The following is a 21,198-nucleotide window of genomic DNA, read 5'->3' as shown; positions in this document are numbered from 1 at the left end:
GCCGAACTCACTACTGATTTTGACTCTCGGCTACAGGGCTTCCCAACAGATCTGTATGAATATAGATAATCTGCTTTTTAGGTTTTCCCTTTGCTACATAACTCCCTGATGTACAGACCCCGTCGCTAAAACATACTTTTATACGATAGTACCTGCCGTCTTCACCTGGGATTGCAAACTGTAATTGACTGCTATTTAGTGTTTTCAGTGTTGACCAATCTAGTGCTGACATATCGCAGTGGTTAGCGCAGCTTGCAGTCTCAATAATATAGTTTTTTGCACCAGCTATTTGTTGCCATGTAAGCTCTGTTTTAGTTTGCTCTGGCGTAAATTCACTGCTCAATACCTCAACTTGTTTTTCAGTACTCCACCTTTCGCTGCACATTACTTGTGTGCTATTAAATGTTCCACAAGCTTGTGCAAAGAAGCGATATCTACCTGATTGATCAAAGACAAAATCATGAACTCCTACGCCACTGTTACTAACGCTAGCTAGTTCTATCATGTCCGAACTTCCCGGTTTTATCACAAATAGAGTCGTAGTTAGAGAAGTACTTGGTGGGCTGGCAAATTGCCAAGTTATGCGTTCAGATTCATTAATAAAAGTTCTTTCAATTGCAGTGACTTTGAGAGCCGGGGTGCTACTTGGCAAGCCAACCGTGGTATAGTCTTTCGTAGGTTCGGACCAACCAGAACAAACAGCATTACCGATCACTCCTGTACAAGAGCGAATTTTATACGAGCGAACACCAGCTTCGACATTATCCCAAGCGATATAGTGAGCACTCGAAGTAAACCGACCAGGTACTGTCCAATCATTATTATTGTACTTAATTGAGATATCGTAGTAGTTAGCGCCTATTATTGGCCCCCACTCTAACCTTGTTGAACTCCCATCAACCTGCACATCATGTATCCAAAGCGGTATCGAAACTTTATTCGACTCCGCAGACCATTCACTACAATTCGTTAGACTGTCGTCACATGAGCGGATCCGATAACTGCGTTCACCCGATGGTACGTTATCCCAGTTGATGCCTTTTTCGTTACTGGTAAACCTACCTGGTTCAGTCCATTCGTTATGGTTAAACTTAATTTGAATATCAAACTTTCCTTTCAGAGAAGTATCCCAAAGTAGTTCAATTCCATGCTCACCAACCCTGTTTGCACGAGGGGTATCTACAAAGTTTTTGAGTGGTAATGAAGTATCAGAATAATCAGAACAACCTGCACTGTTACACGCTTTTACTCTGTAAAGTCTTGTACCAACTTCCAGATCAGGCCAGCTAATACTTGTGCCTTGATATTCATAACGGCCAGGAACAGTCCAGTCGTTTAAGCCATACTTGATGCTTAAATCATAATAAGTAGCACCATATACCGCATTCCAATTTACTTGAATCTTATTACCCGTCGCTGACGCTTGAGGCTTTGCTGGGCGAGCTGGCACACTGGCTAAATGGACCTGTTCTGATGGTGCCGACAAACTAGAACATCCCACCGCGTTACAAGCTTGTATTTTATATATACGTGAACCTGGGTACGTATCTTGCCATGATATAGAATTAGTTATACTTTCATAATCTTCTATACCGGCGAACTCAGCGTGAGACCATTGCACTTGAATCTTATACTTTGTAGCCCATTCCACTTCATTCCATTCAACCGCAATATCTTTTCCATTAACAACCGCGACTGGTTTGTTGGGTGTGTTTGGCGTTGGTGTACTAATTCTATTAGATGCACTGGACCATGAAGAACAACTATTTTCACTATTACATGAACGCATTCTGTAATTACGTTCATTGAGTATCTCTGTTGGATTATGCCAAACGTGCAAACCATCATAGTAGCTCAAGTTCGATGTTCCCCAGCTGCCGCTTCCATCTCGATACTGTAGCTGATAATAACTTGCTCCAGATACCTCCTGCCAAGAAAGAGAAACTTTTGTTGGATTTATGGACACTGACACATAAGATGGGGAGGCTGGCACTGGTAAGGGCGTACTTATCCAGTTTGAGGCACTGGACCAAGATGAACAGCCGTGTTCACTGTTACACGCACGCATTCTGTAGTTACGATTGGAAAGTGTTTCTGTTACGTTATTCCACGTATGAGAACCATTGTAATAACTTCCTCCAGATGTCCCCCAACTACCATAGCCATCTCGATATTGCAGCTCATAGTAGCTAGCACCAGAAACAGTGCCCCATGAAAGATAAGCACTGCTGCCATCGTTATTCATGGAAACTGAGACATAAGACGGTGTATCTGGAATAGGTAAAGGCGTACTTATCCAATTTGACGCACTAGACCAAGACGAGCATACGTTGTTACTATCACATGCTCGCATTCGATAATTTCTATTTTGTAAAGTACCGGTAAATCCGGTCCAATTGTGAGTTCCACCATAATAAGAGCCCCCAGAAGTTCCCCAACTACCATAACCGTCTCGATACTGTAACTGGTAGTAACTGGCCCCAGAAACCGTCCCCCAGTCAAGCGTTACTGTAGTGCCATTCATTGAAACCGACACGTAAGAAGGTGTACTGATTGCCAGAGCACTAATGCTGAAAAACAGTGAAGTAAAAAATACTAACTTCTTTAACATTAGTAACTCCCTGCCCTTGTAATACAGCTATATTGGTAGAAATACATTGTGGTTTGATAAATTGAAACCATAAACAAACTCGTCCATTTTGCGATTAAAGTAATCCAATCGTTGTATTATTAAAAAAGGTAGGGAATATATATTTTTTAGGTACAAAAATCAAGCAGGATATTAACATTATTTACAATATCTGTAGACAGGTTTTGGCTGATATAAGAAAAGGTGTGATTAGTTCTCTTTGTTTAAGCCATCACTCGAAACAGCCAACGTTTAGTTCGCACTATATTCAACTGTACAGAAAAACAAAGAGTTTGTAACAACTTGCTCCCTGAAGATGCGGAACAAGACTTGGAGCTATCGTCTCACAACGTTAACTCCTGTTTTGCTAAAGATTTCAGGGCATCAACGCTTCCCACCAGCTGCTACTTGATAGCGTTTCTGATAGCGTCAACACTTCACCTACAACAGGTGTTACCAGTGCCACTTGATTTTGCTCTGCTGCGATTTTCACTCTTGCGAGCGGATCAAACCAAGAGTGAAAAGCCAAGTCAAAAGTACCATTATGAATGGGGATCATATGCGTTCCTCGCAGATCTATATGAGCTTGTACGCTTTGCTCTGGCGTCATGTGAATATCAGACCAATCTTTATCATACGCGCCAGTCTCTACTAAGGTTAGGTCAAACGGGCCAAGCCTTTCACCTACTTCCTTAAATCCAGCAAAATAACCAGAGTCTCCACTAAAAAAGATATTTTTGTCTGCTGTGCGAATAGCCCACGCTCCCCAAAGGGTTTTATTTGCATCTCCAAGTCCACGTCCAGAAAAATGCTGAGTAGGTGTAAAGGTGAGTGTTAACTCAGCGGTTTCTTCAAACTGCCACCAGTCAAACTGCTTTATTTTCTCGGCGGGAACTCCCCACTTTTGCAAATCACCTTCTACGCCCAAAGGTACATAAAATGCCCCCACTCTGTCTGCTAATCGCTTTACGCTTTCCTTGTCTAGGTGGTCGTAATGGTTATGTGAAATCAACACCTTATCAATTTGAGGCAATGATTCAATAGTAATAGGTGGTTGATGAAAACGCTTTGGACCAATAAATGAAAATGGTGATGCTCGTTCAGCAAAAACGGGGTCAATCAGAAGATATTGCCCTTGCGCTTTAATAAGTACTGATGAATGACCCAGTTTGATAACGTGAGTTTGCGTATCAGAAAGTGCCTTTAAATTCGCCTCGGTGAGCACTTTTACTGGCATATCAACCTTCGGCACCGCATTGACTTTTTGCTCGGTAAAAAAGCGCCAGAAAATTTCCAGCGTCTTACCTAGGCTCGTTTTATTCGTTTCATGAGTATTATGAAATTTACCATCACCATATTGAGTTGATGAATACCCACTTTGATTTACCGCAGCATTTAAATTAGAAGCCATAACTCCTCCTACTCCTATCAGCAAGACCACCATCAAGCCAAACCATGTTCGCTTTTTCATATAACCACCAAAAGTAAACTACACAGTGTAGTTTACACATCAAGAATAGAAAGTAAACTAAGCAGTGTAATTTATTTTAGTTTTGCTAAAATACGGAGTATCCATTTGTTGATATTCCCTTGCCTGTAATAGATAAAATGAAACAATCAGAAAGAAAGCGACTGCAAATTCTAGAGGCTGCCCAACAGTTATTTGCTCAGCACGGTGCTCAAAATACCAGTATGGATCTCATCGCAAAGCACGCTGAAGTGTCTAAACGAACGATTTATAATCACTTTGAGACTAAAGAGCTACTACTGTATAACGTACTTGAACACATGATGCTTCAAGTTGACCAAGGTGATATTTATCAATATCGACCCGATGTCTCGATTGCAAAACAACTTCAAGAAATCGCTTTACGAGAAGTCAATCTGCTCACTTCTGAATCATTTATCAAAGTGGCTCGCGTGGCATTTATCGAGTTATTGCAAGACTCTACATTGGCTGCGCATTTCAATAACAGTAAAGTAGGTTGTATGCGTTATTTAGAAACGTTTTTAGCTGATGCTGTCGCTAACAATGCACTGTATATCGAACATCAGGCATTCGCAGCACAACAGTTCTTATATCAACTCAAGTCTTTTATCTTTTACCCACGGCTTTATGGATTTGATCTCACAAATACGGAGGAAACGGACTTTATTGTAGAGCAAAGCGTTGCGCTTTTTATGGCGAGATATGGGACTGAACAACGCGCCCAAGATTAATGATAAGGTATGCTAATACAAGGATTTAAATAAATTTCATACCAACTTGCATAAGACTATATTTCAAACAAAAAAGTTCCTTGATATAGTCATCCACGCTAACAAGAGTAAGGAAATCAGATGAGCGAATTAATTGCAATTGGTAAAAACATTTGGATCCACAACGGCCCCGCAGTACCATTCTTTGGCATGCCATACACTACCAGAAGCACCATAGTAAAGCTTTCCTCTGGCGCATTATGGGTGCACTCTCCTGGAAAATTAACGGAAGGATTACTGAGTGAATTGACGCAACTTGGGCAAGTCCACTATCTAATTTCTCCAAATAAACTTCATCACCTATTTATGGGAGATTGGCAGGAAAAGTTCCCACATGCGATTATGTTTGCTTCTCCAGGTGTCGACAAAAAACGGTCTGATCTTACTTTTCACCGCCAACTGGGCGACATGGCAGAACCCGAGTGGCAAGGAGATATTGAGCAACTCATTTTTAAAGGCAGCGCGGTGATGGAAGAAGTCGTATTCTTCCACAAAGAGAGCAGTACATTAATTTTGACAGATCTTATCGAGAACTTTCACCCTAACCACTTCTCCGGTTTTAAAAAAGTATTAGCGAAAATCACTGGGATCATTAGCCCTAACGGTAAAACGCCCATAGACTGGCGAACTTCGTTTGTGTTTGGGAAGCAGCAGGCCCGAGCCTGTTTTTCAAAGATGGCTGCTTGGCAACCTCAATATATCGTGATTGCCCATGGTGAATGCATTGAAACAGGCGCTGGAGCATTTTTAAACCGCTCATTTTCTTGGCTGGGTATCAATAAATCCGCGTAAGATGCAGTGCAAAATAACAGAATATAAAAAGCGCTGTCATGTCAATGAACAGCGCTTTTTGTTACTTAATCTAAGATTTAGATCAGGAGTGCATTGTTTTAAGGATCCCCTGAAGTTACATTCCCCAAATTACATTCCAGCTGGATATGCATAACTTGCTTGTAGACCTAGTGGAATACCAAGCATCCAGTAGATCAATAAGAAGATGCTCCAACCAATCAAAAAGGCAATTGAGTAAGGCAACATCATCGCTATCAATGTACCTATTCCTGTCGACTTAACGTATTTCTGGCAATAAACCACAACCAGCGGGAAGTAAGGCATAAGTGGAGTGATTATATTTGAGCCAGAATCACCAACACGATAAGCTGCTTGTGTTAAATCAGGTGAAATGCCCAATTGCATTAACATCGGAACAAAAATCGGCCCCAGCAACGCCCACTTCGCAGAGCTTGACCCTACAAATAAGTTTACAAATGCGGTCAAGAAGATAATACCAACTACAGTAACATAGCTTGGCAGCGCCAATGCTTTTAATACTTGAGCCCCTTCAATGGCAAGCAGAGCACCCAAATTTGAATGGCTGAAGGCACTAATGAAAAGTGCACAGAAAAACGCCATAACAATATAGTAAGACATGCTATTCATGGCTTTAGTCATGGCATCAATCATGTCTTTTGAGGTTTTAAACGTACCGACAACGAAACCGTAAACCGCACCAGGGATCCAAAACAGTAGGAAGATAAGTGGTACAATTGATTGCATTAACGGCGCACTAAAATCAGTTAAAGCGCCCGACGGGCTGCGTAGTGCTGAATCTTCACCGCTTGATGCATAAACCAATAATGCAATACCTGCTAACATCACCATAGACGCCACCACAAAGCCCTTTTTTTCTTTGCTTGTGATCTCATCAAACGAAGGCAAGCTCTCTGTATCGCCGTCAATTTCTGTCGCTTTTAGCCTTGGCTCTATGATTTTATCAGTGATATACCAACCTAATAAGATAATGAATAAGCTCGATGCTGAGGTGAAAAACCAGTTGTTTAGTGGGTTAATCGCGATTTCTGGATCGATGATCTGCGCTGCACTTTGGGTAAAGCTTTGTAGCAACGGATCGATACCTGAAGGAATAAAGTTCGCGCTAAATCCGCCGCTTACGCCAGCAAATGCCGCAGCAATACCCGCAAGAGGATGTCTTCCCATCGCATAGAAAATAACACCGGCAAGCGGAATAACTAACACGTATCCGGCATCTGTCGCCGTGTGGCTTACAATTGCAATAAGAATAATAGAAGGAGTTAGTAGTGCCTGAGGCGTGCGTTTGAGCATGATTTTAAGGCCAGTATTAATATAGCCAGAATGTTCAGCAACGCCCACACCTAGCATAGCAACTAGCACCACGCCTAATGGCGCAAATCCCGTGAAGGTTTTTACCATCGTTGCCATAAATCCGGCAAGCGCATTTGGGTCTAATAAATTGTGAACGACAATCGCCTGATTGGTTCTTGGATCAATAGCGCTAAATTCTACGCCTGAAAATAGCCAAGAAAGTAGCCAAATCAGCAACATTGCTGATAAGAAAATGATTGCAGGATCAGGAAGTTTATTCCCCACCCGCTCTATCCCGTTTAGAAAACGGGTGATCGCAGAATTTTGCGAGTTCGCTTGTTGTGTTTCGTGCATACCATTGCCCTAAGAAAAAAATTGCTTAACCATAACTTAATATTTACATGCTAAGCAAGAAAACGTGCCTATTGACGAGACACTTTGCCGAATTAGTAGTCGACTTGGTATTTTTTTGTCTCAAGTCAGTGTTCAATAAAGAATTTACGCTATGCTTTTTATATGTCTGAAATTAAGGATTTTTAGATGATAGATCTAGACGACAAAGTGTTAGCTGACGTCAAACATGGTTTTAATTTACCACCGAAGCCCGCGCTGATAAGCGAGTTGCAAGCAGCACTTGCTGCACCGGATCCAGACCTGAACGACATCGCTTCTATCATCGCTCATGATGTCAGCACCTCAGCCGCGGTGCTAAAAATCATCAATTCCCCACTGTACGGTTTGGCAAGAACGGTAACGGATGTAAAACAGGCTGTCGTCTTTCTAGGTCTAGACTCTATTAGTAAGCTTGTGACCGGCTTTTTGCTCAAACAAACCTTTGACCAACGTAAATGTTGTATCAGTTTGGAGCGATTTTGGGATAACGCTTCAGACATCGCAGATAGCATTATGGTGATTGGTAATAAACTTAAATCGCGTGTTCCTATCGAAAACTTGCACTTACTAGGCTTATTTCATGACGCAGGGATTGCCGCTATGGCGGTAAATTACCCCGATTATATGGAAACGCTCATTGCCGCGAACAAAGATTATGACAAGCTGTTAGTCGAGCACGAAGAAGAAAAGTACGAGACCAATCATGCTATTATAGGCTACTTCCTCGCGGCTTCCTGGAATTTGCCACAAAGTATTTGTCAGATGATTTTATGCCACCATGACCCTGAGTTTTTGGGAAACTGTAAAGACGAAGAGCAGAAATTAGCTTTCGCTGCTCTAAAAATGGCTGAAAATTTTGTACATATCAATAAACGTTTTGTTGCCGCACCTGATTGGCACTTAATGAAAGCAGATGTATTGAAAGTTTTAAATTTAGATGAAGATGATTATCAGGACATCAAAGAAGACCTAGATGAATACTTTTTAGAGCAGGATGAGTAAGCGACTAGTTATCTCACATTCAACACCGTCTGTGAAATGCGACTCAACGACAGTGTTGCGGCAATTCTTAAAACTTCGTAGACTGGCAGCAAAATTAAAATAACAAAGACTTAAGGAATTTACATTGCCAGCGCTGCTATCTCTTAAAGGCAAATTTGCCATCTTTGGGCCTGGAATATTAATGGCAACTGCTGCTATCGGTGGTTCACATCTCGTTTCGTCAACTCAGGCTGGGGCACTATTTGGTAGTCAATTGATCTGGCTAATTGTTGCCGTTAACTTGCTCAAATATCCCTTTTTTAAATATGCAGTAGAGTACACAAGCCACTCTAAGCATAGTGTCGTCGAAGGTTATCACGCACATTACCGCTTCGGATTTAAGGTTTTTGTGCTACTCAATATTTTCGCAGCCATTGTAAATACCGCAGGCGTGCTATTACTTACCGCAAGTCTCTTGAGCTACTCGCTGCCATTTCCAATAAATATTGAATTGTTAAGCTTTATACTTTTGGCTAGCTGCTTGGCAATCTTATTGGTTGGGCATTACAAAATACTCGATGTGACTAGCAAATGGGTAATGATAATTTTGACCATTTCCACGGTTATGGCCCTTGCCATTGCGGCTAATAATGGTCCGGCCCATCCGGCCCCTATTGATCCGGTTTCCCCCTACGACATCGCACTACTGGGCTTTTTAGTTGCCTTGATGGGTTGGATGCCCGCACCAATCGAGATTTCAGCGATTAATTCGTCTTGGCTAAAAACGAAGATGGCTAAACAACCGCTAACAAGTAGCCAGATCCTACTGGATTTCAAGGTGGGATATTTTGTAACGCTGGGTCTGGCGGTCGTTTTTTGTTTACTCGGTATGCTAATGCAATACGGTCAAGATAAGCCTGTGGAACTCGCTGGTGTTGCGTTCTCACAGCAGCTCATTGATATGTATGCTAATACGATTGGCGAATGGGCCAGATGGCTAATTGCTGGCGTCGCATTTTTATGTATGTTTGGAACAACCATCACGGTGTTAGATGGCTACTCCCGAGTGCTTAGTGAATCGCTTCAGTTGTTACGACCTAACACAACGAAAAAGAGTTACACGCTCATTCTATTGCTACAAGCAGCGCTTGGTATGGCCGTAGTGCTGTTTTTTAAAGCCGACTTAAAGAGCATGCTAATGTTTGCCATGAGCTCAGCGTTTGTCACTACTCCTATCTTTGCTTGGATGAATTTAGGATTAGTGAAAGGTGAGATCTATCGCCGTCAACCAATTTATACCAAGGTTCTAACGGGACTGGGGCTGATTTATTTAGTGGGCTTTGCACTGTTATTCATCTATTGGCGATTTTTGATGTAAAGCGAGGCTGAGTAGCAGATGCAAATTACACTTCTAGGGCCTGTTTATCTTTCAAGTTTGTTTTTGCAGCAGCTTGATTGGTGTTTATACAAGGCAGAGCCTGCGTAGCATAGTTGCTCTATGTAAGTCTGGCGATAACACAGTAGAAATGCCAATCAAGCGCTGCCCTTTGGGTTCACCTGAGTGCGCTCTGTTCATTGTTGCCCAACTTTTGCCTAGATTACTAGGCGGCAAGTCGAGCGTCGCGATCAAAGCACACTCAGGCGAACAAAAATCAAACAGCAAAGGTCAACAGGCCCTAGCACCTGCTACTCTCAGGTGAGGTGCATTTATTTTAGATTTTGCACCTGCTCCCAAATAGAAACTACGTGCGCTTTGTCATCGTCATTTAGCTCTCCATTTCGATATGCTTTTACTAAGCTGCTCTCAACTTTGGCATTTAACTCATCAATCGAAAGATCTGCTTCCTCTACTTGTGCATAGCCTACCGCTAAGTCAAAGTGACCGCGTAAATAGCCACCAGCAAATAGCTCATCATCACTCGCTCTATCAACAAGCTCATCAAAAAACTGCTGCGCTTTCTCTACATATTCTACTAAAGACATATTTATTCCTAAATTATTCTTGATGGCCTATGGCGTACATTACATGGTCATTGAATCCAGTGATCACTTTAATAAATCCAGCTAAGGACTCATCAAGTTGTTCATCACCGGTATCAGCAATTAAAGGACGACCATTTAAGGCCTTTAATTTCGATTTTGTAGCGATAAGGATAATATTATCTTTACCGATTTTTTTGATGAGGTTAGGGCTTAGCTGCTGATTACCGCGGCCAAAAATGTGTCCTTGCCCACCAATTAATGTGATCACTAGCTTTGTTTTGTCATCAGCAAGCGACAACAATTGCTGCGCGGTTTGGTCTTGCGCGATCAGCGCTTGGTCCTTTACAACATCAACACCAAGAAGTGTATTATCAAGTCCCATCTCTTCCATCACTGCTGCAACGGTAGAACCAGATCCCATGATATAGGTTTCGTCTTCTTCCATTTCGGCAACCACATAGGCGGCGATATCTGCTAACACTAATTCATCGCTTTCTTTGCCACCGTTTTTCACCGCTTGCACATATCTCAACTCGGTCGGCACTTGCATTTCACCAAATCGTTTAGCACGCACAGTCCCTTCACGAAATGCAGCTTCATCAATGTCCATCACATCGGCTTCGCCAATAGAGACAAGCTCTCCGGTAACCAAAAGTTCAACAACTCTACCAGCTGCTTTTGGCGTTATCGCGTATACGCCGCTATGAATTTTGCACCCAGCTGGGATCCCAAGTACAGGACATGAATCACCCACCGCGTGGCAAATGTTGCGAGCAGTGCCATCGCCACCAGCAAACAAAATCAAATCGACACCGAGCTGTTGCATCATTTGCGCTGCGGTCTCGGTATCTTCAGGACGAGTTACCGTGCTTTGAGTTTGATAAATCACTTGGGTGTTAAAACCTAGCTCTTTTGCCGTACGCTCCCCCATCTCACCGTTAACAGTAAATATTTCGATGTTTTGTTGATGTGGAAGTAATTGTGTTAAAGCCGTTTTTGCTCGCTGATTAGCGCGAGGCTCTGCACCTAACGCCAATGCTTGTTGAGCTGTTTCTGCACCATCGCTACCTTTTAGTGCAACGCTCCCACCAAGCCCAGCTAAAGGATTGATGATAAGTCCAAGCTTAAATTGCATCGTCAAACTCCATGCTTAGCTCTGTCGGGATATCCCAGTTAAATTGCTGCTGGCGTAAAGGCCAAGGTGTATTATAAAAATTGCTTAATGCGTTGAGTAGTTGAGTCGTTCTGGTATTAAATCCGCTTTCTAATAAAACTAGCACTTGCTGATGCACCCGTTGTTGAAAGCTGAAACGGCAAGTTTGTTCACCGTTGAGGTTATCAACGGAAACATTAAATGAAAAACCAGCTGCAACGCTTAACGCCCACTCAATCGCTTGTGGTTTCACTTCCAATTTTTCAAATTCGAGCTGCTGCGCTTTATCTCGTCCATCGGGACAATACCAGTAGCCGTAATCTTCGAGTTGCCGACGTTCTTCGCCCGCAACAAGCCAGTGCGCAACTTCATGCAAAGCACTAGCATAAAAGCCATGAGCAAAAATAATGCGGTGATGAGGGTGTGATTCATTTGCAGGTAAATAGATAGGTTCGTCGTCGCCCACTACCAGCTCAGTGTTGAGCGTGTGCAGGAATAACCCATTAAAAACAGCAATGAGGTCTTCTATTTTATGCATCAACATCCGCCACAAGTCTAAACTGGGCGCAAATTGTAAGGTTTTTAGCGGCTAAAGTAAAAGATCTCGTTTTAGACTATGCCTTTTTGTCCAAAGAGCTGCGTGGCGCGATATAAAGCGAAGCACGATCTCGACCTGACTTTTTCGACTCATAGAGGGCTAAGTCAGCTTCTTCAAAACATCGTTTGTGATTAAAGCTTTCACCAATAAGCTCATATCCTGCCACGCCAATGCTGAATGTCAGTCCAAAACTGGTGAAGCGAGTAAATTCATGCACCAGTCGTTGTGCAAAATTAAGCGCAGCATCAGGCCGAGTTTCAGGGCATATAATCACAAATTCATCACCGCCCCATCGTCCAATATGATCGCTTGGGCGTGCTTGCTCCCTTAGAAACTGCCCAACTTCCTTCAATGCATTATCACCATCTTGATGTCCTGCGGTGTCATTAAGCTGTTTAAAATGATCAACGTCGATTACCAGTAGCGATAGCGCTCGATGATAACGTATGGCCCGCTGCACTTCTTCTTTCAGCAGCGCTTCAATCTTTCTGCGATTCATAACCTGAGTTAAGAAATCCAGTTCAGCTCGGTTCTTCAATTCTTGTTCTTGACGTAAATCTCGGATCACCGCAATAAAAACATCATTTTTAGAGACGGACACCGTGGATAACGCGATATCTACTGGGATCTCTACACCTGATTGGTGCCGCCCTACAATTTTTAGACCATCATGCGTCACCCTACGCATGGTAGAAGTGCCCTGGAACTTCTCTCTGTCCACGACATGTTTACCGGTATACCGCTCTGGAATGAGGTCTTCAACCTGCATACCTAATAGCTCTTGAGGCTGATATCCAAATAAATCTGTACAGGCCTTATTGACCTCTGTAAGCCTACCGTCTTTATCACAATATAAAATGGCATCAGGAGTAGAGTTGAATAACTTTCGCTTTTCGTTGATAAGTTTAACCACAAAAATAAGCGTAAAAATGTTTAAGCAAGCAAACAACAAGACTATTGGTAGCAGCAACAATACACCGGTGTTACTCAACTCTTGGGTTTGAGCAAGCTTTATCGATTGGTTTTGCTTTGCAAACTCAAATTTCTTTCCAATCGACTTACGCAAATAATTAAATGCAGCTTCTGCGTCCGTGTCATCTACTTTTACTAAACGATCCACAGCCTCAGAGCTCAGCCTTCTCGATGTGAATTTTGACTTAGCAAGCGCAAGCATTTGTGTATATTCATCAAAGGTGTGTTGAATAACGGCTAATGCCTTTGTCTCTTGGCTGCTTAGCGCCGTACTTTGCAATTTTAGGATTGTCGCTTTGGTCGCTTCAACATCAGCTAAAGCCTGTTCGTAATAAACCTCGTCTTGGCGTAGTACATAATTTTTGAAGTGATGAATAAAGCCGTTATAACCAAAGCTACGCTCCAGCTCAGCTAGCAGCTCAGCACGTTTAATTGCAACTTCCGTTTCTGATTGCCATGACTGATGAAATGAAGAAATGGCGTGGTTTAACAAAGTGGACCAATAAAATAGACCACCACTCACCAAAATAGTAAAAATAACTAACCCGCTGATCTGCAAAAAGATACGTTTATTCATATACTCTGCTGTCCAAATTCAGCAAATCCTAGAACGCAGTAAGCAAAAGAAGAAATTAGAGGCCGTCTAGGTGCTGTAGAATCCATGTCGATGGTACAAAAGTTACATACCATTACAGCTACTAAGTCTAGACCAGAGAACGAAAAAAGCCGCATTACAGCGGCTTACAGATAGGATATTTTTAAGCGAGTATTAGGGCCTGTTGATCTTTCAAGTTTGTTTTTGCAGCAGTTTGACTGGTATTTATACAAGGCAAAGCCTGCGTAGCATAGTCATTCTATGTAAGCCTGGCGATAAAGACTTAGTGCTCCTGCAAAGTCACCTTACCCCACATCCTTGTGGGGCAACACAGAGAAAATGCCAGTCAAGCGCTGCCCTTTGGGTTCACCTGAGTGCGCTTTGTTCATTGTTGCTCAACTTTTGCCTAGATTACTAGGCGGCAAGTCGAGCGTCGCTACCAAAACACACTCAGAAGAACAAAAATCAAACAGCGAAGGTCAACAGGCCCTAGATAAATTGGTATCGTTACTCGTAATAAGCTTTGCCTTCTTCGGCCATTGCGAGTAGCGGCTCCGCAGGTGTAAATACAGGGTTATCAGCAGCGTATGTTGATAGCTCTGAACACACCTTATTGGCGCCTTTTTTGTCCATATAGCTGAATGGACCGCCCAAGAATGGAGGGAAACCAATACCGAAAATAGCGCCGATATCACCATCTCTCGCATTACGAATAATACCTTCGTCAAGACAGCGCGCAGCCTCATTGAGCATCTGCGCAACGCAGCGGTTCGCAATTTCTTGTTTATTCAACTTAGGAGAAGGCGTGACACCGAGTAACTCATAAACCGACTCGTCCACTTGCTTGCCTTTTTTACCTTCATAGATGTAGAAACCACGACCAGATTTGCGACCTAGACGTTTGCTATCTATCATACGTGCAAAAGCATCCGGCGCCTTAAAGCGAGCACCTAATTCTTTTTCTAGGATTGGCGCAATCTTAGAGCCAATGTCTACACCTACTTCATCAAGAAGCGCAAGAGGACCAACTGGGAAACCAAACTCAACCAAGGCTTGATCGATTTTCTCTATCGGCTCACCGGCAAGCAAAAGATTTGCCGCTTCGTTGACATAAGGTGCCAGAATACGGTTTACGTAAAAACCAGCTTTGTCTTTTACGACGATTGGGGTTTTCCCTTGCTTACGAGCAAAAGCCACAGTGCGCGCAATAACCTCATCACTGGTGGTCTCGTGCGGAATGATCTCCACCAGCGGCATTTTTTCTACTGGTGAGAAATAATGCAAACCAATTACGTTTTCAGGACGCGTCGCTTTTGCCGCGATTTGGCCGATTGGTAATGATGACGTATTACTTGCAAATATCGTACTCTCACTACATTCGCGTTCAATATCCGCCACCATCGACTGTTTAAGGTCTAAGTCTTCAAATACGGCTTCAATCACCATGTCTGTGTGTTTAAAACCAGAGTAATCTGTTGTCCCCGTTATCATATTCAAAGTTGACTGCATCTCTGCCTTTGAAATAATACGACGCTTTTGGCGTTGAGTTAGGATCTTATAGCTGTAATTTAATGCGTTGCTAATGCCCTGATGCGCAACATCTTTAATACGTACCGGAGTGCCTGCTTTAACCGCACTAACATGGGTAATACCTGCGCCCATTAAGCCACCACCTAGCACTGCAACACGCTTCACAGGAGCAAGATCTTGACCTTGGAAATCCTTTTTCATTTCCGTTGTCGCAAAGAAAATCCCACGTAGCGAGCGCGATACTTCAGACATCACTAAATCAGCAAACCCCTCGGCTTCGGTTTTATAACCTTTAAGCTTGTCCAGCTCTACAGATGCACGTACCGCTTTGATGATAGCGAGCGGCGCGGGATAGTGACCAGCCGTTTTCTTCTCAACATTTTCTTGTGCTTTTTTGAAAATGATATTGCGTCCGAACGGGTTAGACTCTAGCAATTGGCTAATTTTGTCTAAATTCGGTTTGCGAGGCTTAGGCTTACCTTTTCTAGCAAGCTTCACCGCTACGTCGAGTAAAATACTGTGCGGTACGGAATCGTCAACTAGGCCCGCTTTTTTCGCTTGCTTAGGTCGAACTTGTTTACCAGTTAGCATCCATTCAAGTGCTTTTTGAATACCAACTAATTTCGGTAGACGCTGTGTACCGCCACCGCCTGGCAATAGACCAAGCTGTACTTCTGGAAGGCCCAGTTTAGTCTTGCTGTCTTCAGTACATACACGGTAATCACACGCCAGCGCAAACTCCAAGCCGCCACCCAGTGCTACCCCGTGGATCGCGGCAACGGTCGGGAATGGTAAATCAGCCAATTTAAAGAAGGTTTTATGACACATTTCCGAAATCGCGAGCGCATCTTCACGGGTTTTAGCGCTGTCTAGCATTTTAATGTCTGCACCAGCGATAAAGTTATCGTCTTTACCACTGATAAAAACCATACCTGTTACGTCGTCTTGCTTACTCTTTGCGATGATCTCTAATAATTCATCAGCAAATGTATCACGTAGGGTGTTCATTTTTTCGCCCGGTACGTCGATGGTGACGATGGCGACTTTATGGTCGTTTAATTCATAAGAAAATACTGACATTATGCGCTCTCCAATACGAATGCTGCTCCAAGACCACCTGCAGCACAGGCTGTTGTCAATGCAAGACCACCGCCGCGGCGCTTAAGCTCATGTAGGCTTTGCGTGATCAAGCGTGCGCCGGTTGCTGCGAATGGGTGACCATATGCAAGTGAACCACCAAGCACGTTAAACTTATCCATGTCGATTTCGCCAATTGCTTTACTGCGACCAAGTTTTTCTTGCGCGAATTTGTCTGAGCCAAACATTTTCATATTGGACAGCGCTTGCGCTGCGAAAGCTTCATGCATTTCTATCAGGTCAAGATCAGCAAGTGTAATGCCCGCACGGTCAAGTGCGACAGGCGTTGAATGCGCAGGACCCATCAACATATCTTCGTGTACGCCGATTGCAGAGAAGGCGAAACTACGCACATAACCTAAAATGTCATAACCAAGCGCTTTGGCTTTACTTTCGCTCATCATTAATACTGCCGCCGCACCATCGGTTAGAGGTGTTGCATTTGCTGCAGTTACTGAGCCGTGCTGTCTGTCAAATACAGGCTTTAACTTGGCGTAGCTTTCCAATGAAGAGTTTTCACGGATGTTATTATCTTTATCAATAAAGCTTTTGTATGGCTCAACATGGGCAGCCATCACTTCATTGTTTAATAAGCCTTCCGACCACGCTTTTGCAGCTAAGGTATGTGAGCGGTGCGCCATCGCATCTTGATCTGCACGGCTGATCCCGTGAGTCTTAGCCATTTGCTCAGCGGTTTGCCCCATTGATAAGCCAGTCGAATATTCTGCAACTGCCGGTGGCACTGGCAGTAAGTCTTTGAGTCTTAGCTTTGAGAAAATCTGTAAACGCTGCTTAAGCGTACGTGCTTTGTTCAAGTCAACAAGGCTACCTGCAAGCTTTTTGCTCACGCCAATCGGTAACACTGATGAAGAATCCGCACCACCAGCAACACCCACACTCACTTGGCCTGAAATAATGCTCTCTGCAACGTTAGCAATCGCTTGGAAACTGGTTGCGCATGCACGTGATACAGAGTAAGCATCAACAGAAACTGGCATGCCAGTGCCAAGCACAATTTCACGCGCAATGTTTGGTGCTTCCGGCATTTGTACAACTTGGCCGAATACCAGTTGGTCGATTTCTTTACGATCGAAGTTCAAACGCTCAAGCATTTCGTTGACGACGATTTTACCTAAATCTAGGGCTGGAACGTGGTGAAAAGCGGTAGCTTGCTTTGCGAATGGCGTACGCAGGCCGCTCACGATAGCGATTCGGTCGCCTTTTGATGTTTTTAGTATGTTTTGTTCAGACATGAATTTTGCTCTCCCGCTGACAGGTCTGACCTGTTAATTTCCTCCGATTCTAAACAACCAAATCGAAGTTGCCAATAGCAAAGCACGAAATGACTGCTTTTTAAACCGTGAAAACCAACTTTAGATGCTTTTTCAAGCAATCTCAAAGTATTTGAAATTGTTATTTAAAATTTATGAACTTTTCTAAAATTATGGGTCTAATCAACTTGATTATTCATTCCGCGTCCATATAACTATTTTTATTTTTGTCGGCTTAAAAGGCAGTCTCATGGCAGTAAACGAGTTTTCTCAACTAAAAGAATATTTAGATACCCAAATTTTAGGGCAAAGTGCACTGACCGAATCCTTGCTTATCGCGCTTTTAGCAGATGGTCATTTATTGGTTGAAGGCCCCCCTGGTCTAGCTAAGACCCGTGCCGTAAATGCGCTGGCTAAAGGCATTGAAGGGAGCTTTCAACGCGTCCAATTTACCCCTGACTTATTGCCTTCTGATGTAACTGGTACAGATATCTATCGCCAACAAACCAATGAATTTGTATTTGAGAAAGGCCCGCTTTTTCATCATTTGATTTTGGCTGACGAAATCAACCGAGCGCCAGCCAAAGTGCAATCAGCGCTACTAGAAGCAATGGCCGAGCGCCAAATAACCGTTGGCAAAACAACGTATCCGTTACCTGAGCTATTTATGGTAATGGCAACGCAAAACCCGCTTGAACAAGAAGGTACATACCCGCTACCGGAAGCGCAGCTTGACCGCTTTTTACTCCATCTGAATATCGATTATCCGGATGCAGAAACCGAGGTAGATATTTTGCGCCTCACTCGTGGCGAGGCGTTGGAGGAGTACCAAGCGACCTTCACACCTATTAGTCAAGCAACCCTATTTGAGGCCCGTAAAACCGTACTAAGCATGCATCTTGCTGAGCCTCTGGAGCAATATCTTGTGCAATTAATTATTGCGACCAGACAGCCACAACGCTTTGATGCAACGCTTGCAAGTTGGATTGATTATGGTGCGAGCCCTCGAGCTACAATTGCGCTTGATAAATGTTCTCGTGCTCATGCGTGGCTACAAGGCAGAGACTTTGTCACCCCAGAAGATATTCAAGCTGTGGTACATAACGTGCTACGCCACCGTATCGTGCTGAGTTATGAAGCACAGGCGGATGGGATCACCAAAGATCAGGTGATCAGTAAGATTTTAGAATTGGTTGCTGTTCCATAATACTATGAACGACATCAAGCAGTTTAATTCAGCCAGCTGGTTTAATGAAAGCCACAGTAATGGTGTCGAACTCGGCCTGAAAGAGCTACTTTTTTATAAGTCCAAAGCGCATTTACTTTCGCTCAAACCGAGAGGAAAAGTGAAAAGTGCTCAATCAGGGCAATACCTTGCACCGCATAAAGGTCGGGGTATGGAGTTCGCTGAAGTCAGACAATACCAATATGGTGATGATATTCGTGCGATTGACTGGCGAGTTACCGCGCGTACCGGTGAAGCACACACGAAACTCTTTCAAGAAGAGAAGGAACGCCCCGTTTTTGTATTTTGTGACTTTTCCTCAAGCATGCTATTTGGTTCAAAGCTGTTACTTAAGTCGGTGCTTGCGGCGCACTTAGGCATTTTGGTGTCTTGGGCTGCATGCCAACGCGGCGACCGTGTTGGTGGTGTGGTATTTAATGACAGCAATCACCACGAGCTAAAACCGATTGCTCGCGACCGTGGAGTGCTTGCGCTAGCTCATCAGTTTTGTGCCCTACACGAACAAGCATTAATTCAAAAAGAGACTCACCCCTCGGGGGATCGTTTCAATGAGAATTTAAAACGACTTGTGCATCTGGCTAAGCCCGGCAGCCTGATTTATCTCATTTCGGACTTTACGGAGTTGAATGATGAAAGCTTTAAATTACTAGAGCGTGCCACTCGCCATAACGAAGTCATTGGTTGTATGGTGAGTGATCCTTTTGAGCATCATCTGCCTGAATACAGTCAAGCGATTGAGGTCTCAGCTGGTGAACAAAACTGGACATTGCCCTTGATGGACAAGCAATTTAGAGACAAATTCTCGCAAAATGCGTCTGACTTTTTCAATCGAAGATTAGCGCTACTTAAGCGCTCTGGTATGTCGTTACAAAAGTACGACGCGTCATTACCAATCGAATTACAAATCATGAGGGGTTAAATGCAAGTCAATCCACTCGACCAGCTTAATGATGTGGTCATCCCTCAAAGCGTGAGCTGGTGGCCACTTTCTTATCCAATGTGGGGAGCCATTTGTGTTCTACTCACAATATTTGGGGCTACGTGTTGGCTATTATATCGTCGCCAGCAATTTTTAAAGGCAAAAAAGGAAGCCGTAAAACTGAGTCATTCGCAGGATAATGCCCAAGCATTACACACCATACTCAAACGTTTAGTAAAACATTATTACGGTGATACCGCTGCGAGTAGATCGGGCCAAGAATGGTTAACGCTGCAAGCAAGACTCACACGCGTTGAACTCACTCAGCAAGAGCTCGACTCGTTATATGCTCCGACTCAAGACCCCGCACTCAGCGATAAACTATGTCGTGCGATTAATACCTTCAAAGTGAAGGAGCGTCTCGATGTTTGAGTTTAGTTGGCCCTTTGCCTTTTTATTGTTACCTCTGCCTTGGCTAATTGCGAAGTTTAAACCGAGTATCGCGCAGACCAACATCAATATTCGTATGCCAAGTGCCGCAAAGTTACAACTCGCGAGCACAACTCAACTCAATAAACGCGCAAAAGTAAGCCTAGTAGAAACACTCATCTGGCTACTACTGATAACCGCAGCGGCTAACCCGACTTGGCTTGACGACCCAATCGTTGTGCCAAACGAGGGACGCGATATTATGCTTGCCGTTGACTTGTCGGCTTCAATGACAGAGCAAGATATGGAATACCAAGGTCGCTTAGTGGACAGATTGTCTGTCGTCAAAGCCGTTGTTAGCGACTTTATCGAAGCGCGCCAAGGAGATCGTCTGGGACTTATTCTTTTTGGTGACACCGCGTTTTTGCAAACGCCACTCACCCGAGATTTAGCGACGGTTAGCCAAATGCTTAGTGAGGCACAAATTGGTTTAGTTGGACGCGCCACAGCGATTGGCGATGCTATTGGTTTGTCGGTAAAGCGTTTTGGTGAACGTGAACAAAGTAACAAAATCTTGATTTTGCTGACCGACGGTCAAAACACCGCGGGCAACCTTCAACCTGAAGAAGCACTGATCTTAGCCCGAGAAGAAGGCATAAAGATTTATACCGTTGGTGTTGGCTCAGATGGTAGACGCGGTTTTGGTTTATTTGGTTTTAATTCTATGGCTGGTAGTAGTATAGACGAGAAAACGTTGCAACATATCGCCAAAGAAACTGGTGGGCAATATTTTCGCGCAAAAGATGTGGAAGGCCTACAACAGATCTACGCTATGCTCGATGAGCTAGAGCCGATAAGTGATGAAACACAGACTTTCCGTCCTAAGATTTCACTGTTTTATATTCCTCTCCTCGCGATACTCGGCTTGCTTTTTGTGGCTCAGCTAAATCTCGTATTAAGAACAAAATTAAGAGGGTAA

At 43.5% G+C, this 21,198-nt stretch carries 18 protein-coding genes; 9 read left to right on the top strand and 9 right to left on the bottom strand.

Annotation, left to right across the window (positions count from 1 at the left end; all coding sequences use genetic code 11):
- Positions 1-10: 10 nt before the first annotated feature.
- The gene (locus MHN30_RS06305) at positions 11-2,611 is read right to left on the bottom strand and encodes a hypothetical protein (RefSeq protein ID WP_239358944.1); all 2,601 of its coding nucleotides are present in this window, start codon (positions 2,609-2,611) and stop codon (positions 11-13) included.
- A gap of 394 nt (positions 2,612-3,005) precedes the next feature.
- Positions 3,006-4,040: an MBL fold metallo-hydrolase gene (locus MHN30_RS06300; RefSeq protein WP_130165374.1), complete on the bottom strand. Its 1,035-nt coding sequence runs from the start codon at positions 4,038-4,040 to the stop codon at positions 3,006-3,008.
- A gap of 197 nt (positions 4,041-4,237) precedes the next feature.
- On the opposite strand from MHN30_RS06300, the gene MHN30_RS06295 reads away from it, so the two are divergent.
- Together MHN30_RS06295 and MHN30_RS06290 are read left to right on the top strand one after the other, a co-directional pair.
- Positions 4,238-4,849, top strand: a complete 612-nt coding sequence (locus MHN30_RS06295) for a TetR/AcrR family transcriptional regulator (protein WP_010377743.1) — start codon at positions 4,238-4,240, stop codon at positions 4,847-4,849.
- 120 nt (positions 4,850-4,969) lie between these two features.
- The gene (locus tag MHN30_RS06290) at positions 4,970-5,680 is read left to right on the top strand and encodes a DUF4336 domain-containing protein (RefSeq protein WP_130165373.1); all 711 of its coding nucleotides are present in this window, start codon (positions 4,970-4,972) and stop codon (positions 5,678-5,680) included.
- A 129-nt stretch (positions 5,681-5,809) separates the two neighbouring features.
- Here MHN30_RS06290 and MHN30_RS06285 read toward each other — a convergent pair whose 3' ends face one another.
- Positions 5,810-7,366, bottom strand: a complete 1,557-nt coding sequence (locus tag MHN30_RS06285) for an AbgT family transporter (RefSeq protein ID WP_017216614.1) — start codon at positions 7,364-7,366, stop codon at positions 5,810-5,812.
- 186 nt (positions 7,367-7,552) lie between these two features.
- Here MHN30_RS06285 and MHN30_RS06280 point away from each other — a divergent pair, with 186 nt between their 5' ends.
- Together MHN30_RS06280 and MHN30_RS06275 are read left to right on the top strand one after the other, a co-directional pair.
- Complete coding sequence (locus tag MHN30_RS06280) at positions 7,553-8,407, top strand: HDOD domain-containing protein (protein ID WP_039494886.1); 855 nt, start codon at positions 7,553-7,555, stop codon at positions 8,405-8,407.
- A gap of 124 nt (positions 8,408-8,531) precedes the next feature.
- Entirely contained in the window at positions 8,532-9,764 is a 1,233-nt protein-coding gene (locus tag MHN30_RS06275; protein ID WP_193522476.1) for a divalent metal cation transporter, read from the top strand.
- A 329-nt stretch (positions 9,765-10,093) separates the two neighbouring features.
- Here MHN30_RS06275 and MHN30_RS06270 read toward each other — a convergent pair whose 3' ends face one another.
- The 4 genes from MHN30_RS06270 to MHN30_RS06255 all read right to left on the bottom strand — a co-directional run bounded on the left by MHN30_RS06270 (position 10,094) and on the right by MHN30_RS06255 (position 13,669).
- Positions 10,094-10,369: a YfcL family protein gene (locus MHN30_RS06270; protein WP_010377735.1), complete on the bottom strand. Its 276-nt coding sequence runs from the start codon at positions 10,367-10,369 to the stop codon at positions 10,094-10,096.
- 13 nt (positions 10,370-10,382) lie between these two features.
- Entirely contained in the window at positions 10,383-11,504 is a 1,122-nt protein-coding gene (locus tag MHN30_RS06265; RefSeq protein ID WP_130165371.1) for an ATP-NAD kinase family protein, read from the bottom strand.
- Entirely contained in the window at positions 11,494-12,060 is a 567-nt protein-coding gene (locus MHN30_RS06260) for an elongation factor P hydroxylase (protein WP_239358942.1), read from the bottom strand. The genes MHN30_RS06265 and MHN30_RS06260 overlap by 11 nt, the downstream gene beginning before the upstream one ends.
- 76 nt (positions 12,061-12,136) lie before the next feature.
- Positions 12,137-13,669 (bottom strand): sensor domain-containing diguanylate cyclase, encoded by a 1,533-nt coding sequence (locus tag MHN30_RS06255; protein ID WP_130165369.1) that lies wholly within the window; start codon positions 13,667-13,669, stop codon positions 12,137-12,139.
- A gap of 357 nt (positions 13,670-14,026) precedes the next feature.
- Here MHN30_RS06255 and MHN30_RS23885 point away from each other — a divergent pair, with 357 nt between their 5' ends.
- On the top strand, positions 14,027-14,236 hold the full coding sequence (locus tag MHN30_RS23885) for a hypothetical protein (RefSeq protein ID WP_130165368.1): 210 nt from the start codon (positions 14,027-14,029) through the stop codon (positions 14,234-14,236).
- Here MHN30_RS23885 and fadJ read toward each other — a convergent pair.
- Together fadJ and fadI are read right to left on the bottom strand one after the other, a co-directional pair.
- On the bottom strand, positions 14,195-16,297 hold the full coding sequence (gene fadJ / locus MHN30_RS06250) for a fatty acid oxidation complex subunit alpha FadJ (RefSeq protein WP_239358941.1): 2,103 nt from the start codon (positions 16,295-16,297) through the stop codon (positions 14,195-14,197). The two genes, MHN30_RS23885 and fadJ, sit on opposite strands and share 42 nt — an antisense overlap.
- Positions 16,297-17,607 (bottom strand): acetyl-CoA C-acyltransferase FadI, encoded by a 1,311-nt coding sequence (gene fadI / locus MHN30_RS06245; protein WP_010605222.1) that lies wholly within the window; start codon positions 17,605-17,607, stop codon positions 16,297-16,299. The genes fadJ and fadI overlap by 1 nt, the downstream gene beginning before the upstream one ends.
- Positions 17,608-17,875: 268 nt before the next feature.
- Here fadI and MHN30_RS06240 point away from each other — a divergent pair, with 268 nt between their 5' ends.
- The 4 genes from MHN30_RS06240 to MHN30_RS06225 are packed head-to-tail and all read left to right on the top strand — an operon-like array spanning position 17,876 to position 21,198.
- Positions 17,876-18,832 carry a MoxR family ATPase gene (locus MHN30_RS06240; RefSeq protein WP_010377722.1) on the top strand — a complete coding sequence of 319 codons (957 nt, stop codon included), beginning with the start codon at positions 17,876-17,878 and terminating at the stop codon, positions 18,830-18,832.
- 4 nt (positions 18,833-18,836) lie between these two features.
- Complete coding sequence (locus MHN30_RS06235; RefSeq protein WP_130165366.1) at positions 18,837-19,790, top strand: DUF58 domain-containing protein; 954 nt, start codon at positions 18,837-18,839, stop codon at positions 19,788-19,790.
- Complete coding sequence (locus MHN30_RS06230) at positions 19,791-20,222, top strand: DUF4381 domain-containing protein (RefSeq protein ID WP_099028509.1); 432 nt, start codon at positions 19,791-19,793, stop codon at positions 20,220-20,222.
- A complete protein-coding gene (locus MHN30_RS06225) occupies positions 20,215-21,198 on the top strand; it encodes a VWA domain-containing protein (protein WP_239358940.1) in 984 nt (327 codons plus the stop codon). The genes MHN30_RS06230 and MHN30_RS06225 overlap by 8 nt, the downstream gene beginning before the upstream one ends.

This window comes from Pseudoalteromonas sp. OF7H-1, assembly GCF_022347825.1.
GTDB classification, from domain to species: Bacteria; Pseudomonadota; Gammaproteobacteria; order Enterobacterales; family Alteromonadaceae; genus Pseudoalteromonas; species Pseudoalteromonas maricaloris.
The sequence above is the reverse complement of the archived record's forward strand: the minus strand, read 5'-3'. Positions and strand labels throughout refer to the sequence as shown.

Bases quoted from the DNA above. Each gene is read 5' to 3' on its own strand.
- MHN30_RS06305 (WP_239358944.1), bottom strand. From the start codon at position 2,611: ATGTTAAAGAAGTTAGTATTTTTTACTTCACTGTTTTTCAGCATTAGT.
- MHN30_RS23885 (WP_130165368.1), top strand. From the start codon at position 14,027: ATGCCAGTCAAGCGCTGCCCTTTGGGTTCACCTGAGTGCGCTTTGTTC.
- MHN30_RS06260 (WP_239358942.1), bottom strand. From the start codon at position 12,060: ATGCATAAAATAGAAGACCTCATTGCTGTTTTTAATGGGTTATTCCTG.
- MHN30_RS06265 (WP_130165371.1), bottom strand. From the start codon at position 11,504: ATGCAATTTAAGCTTGGACTTATCATCAATCCTTTAGCTGGGCTTGGT.
- MHN30_RS06290 (WP_130165373.1), top strand. From the start codon at position 4,970: ATGAGCGAATTAATTGCAATTGGTAAAAACATTTGGATCCACAACGGC.
- MHN30_RS06270 (WP_010377735.1), bottom strand. From the start codon at position 10,369: ATGTCTTTAGTAGAATATGTAGAGAAAGCGCAGCAGTTTTTTGATGAG.
- MHN30_RS06240 (WP_010377722.1), top strand. From the start codon at position 17,876: ATGGCAGTAAACGAGTTTTCTCAACTAAAAGAATATTTAGATACCCAA.
- MHN30_RS06255 (WP_130165369.1), bottom strand. From the start codon at position 13,669: ATGAATAAACGTATCTTTTTGCAGATCAGCGGGTTAGTTATTTTTACT.
- MHN30_RS06295 (WP_010377743.1), top strand. From the start codon at position 4,238: ATGAAACAATCAGAAAGAAAGCGACTGCAAATTCTAGAGGCTGCCCAA.
- MHN30_RS06230 (WP_099028509.1), top strand. From the start codon at position 19,791: ATGCAAGTCAATCCACTCGACCAGCTTAATGATGTGGTCATCCCTCAA.
- fadJ (WP_239358941.1), bottom strand. From the start codon at position 16,297: ATGTCAGTATTTTCTTATGAATTAAACGACCATAAAGTCGCCATCGTC.
- MHN30_RS06225 (WP_239358940.1), top strand. From the start codon at position 20,215: ATGTTTGAGTTTAGTTGGCCCTTTGCCTTTTTATTGTTACCTCTGCCT.
- MHN30_RS06235 (WP_130165366.1), top strand. From the start codon at position 18,837: ATGAACGACATCAAGCAGTTTAATTCAGCCAGCTGGTTTAATGAAAGC.
- MHN30_RS06280 (WP_039494886.1), top strand. From the start codon at position 7,553: ATGATAGATCTAGACGACAAAGTGTTAGCTGACGTCAAACATGGTTTT.
- fadI (WP_010605222.1), bottom strand. From the start codon at position 17,607: ATGTCTGAACAAAACATACTAAAAACATCAAAAGGCGACCGAATCGCT.
- MHN30_RS06300 (WP_130165374.1), bottom strand. From the start codon at position 4,040: ATGGCTTCTAATTTAAATGCTGCGGTAAATCAAAGTGGGTATTCATCA.
- MHN30_RS06285 (WP_017216614.1), bottom strand. From the start codon at position 7,366: ATGCACGAAACACAACAAGCGAACTCGCAAAATTCTGCGATCACCCGT.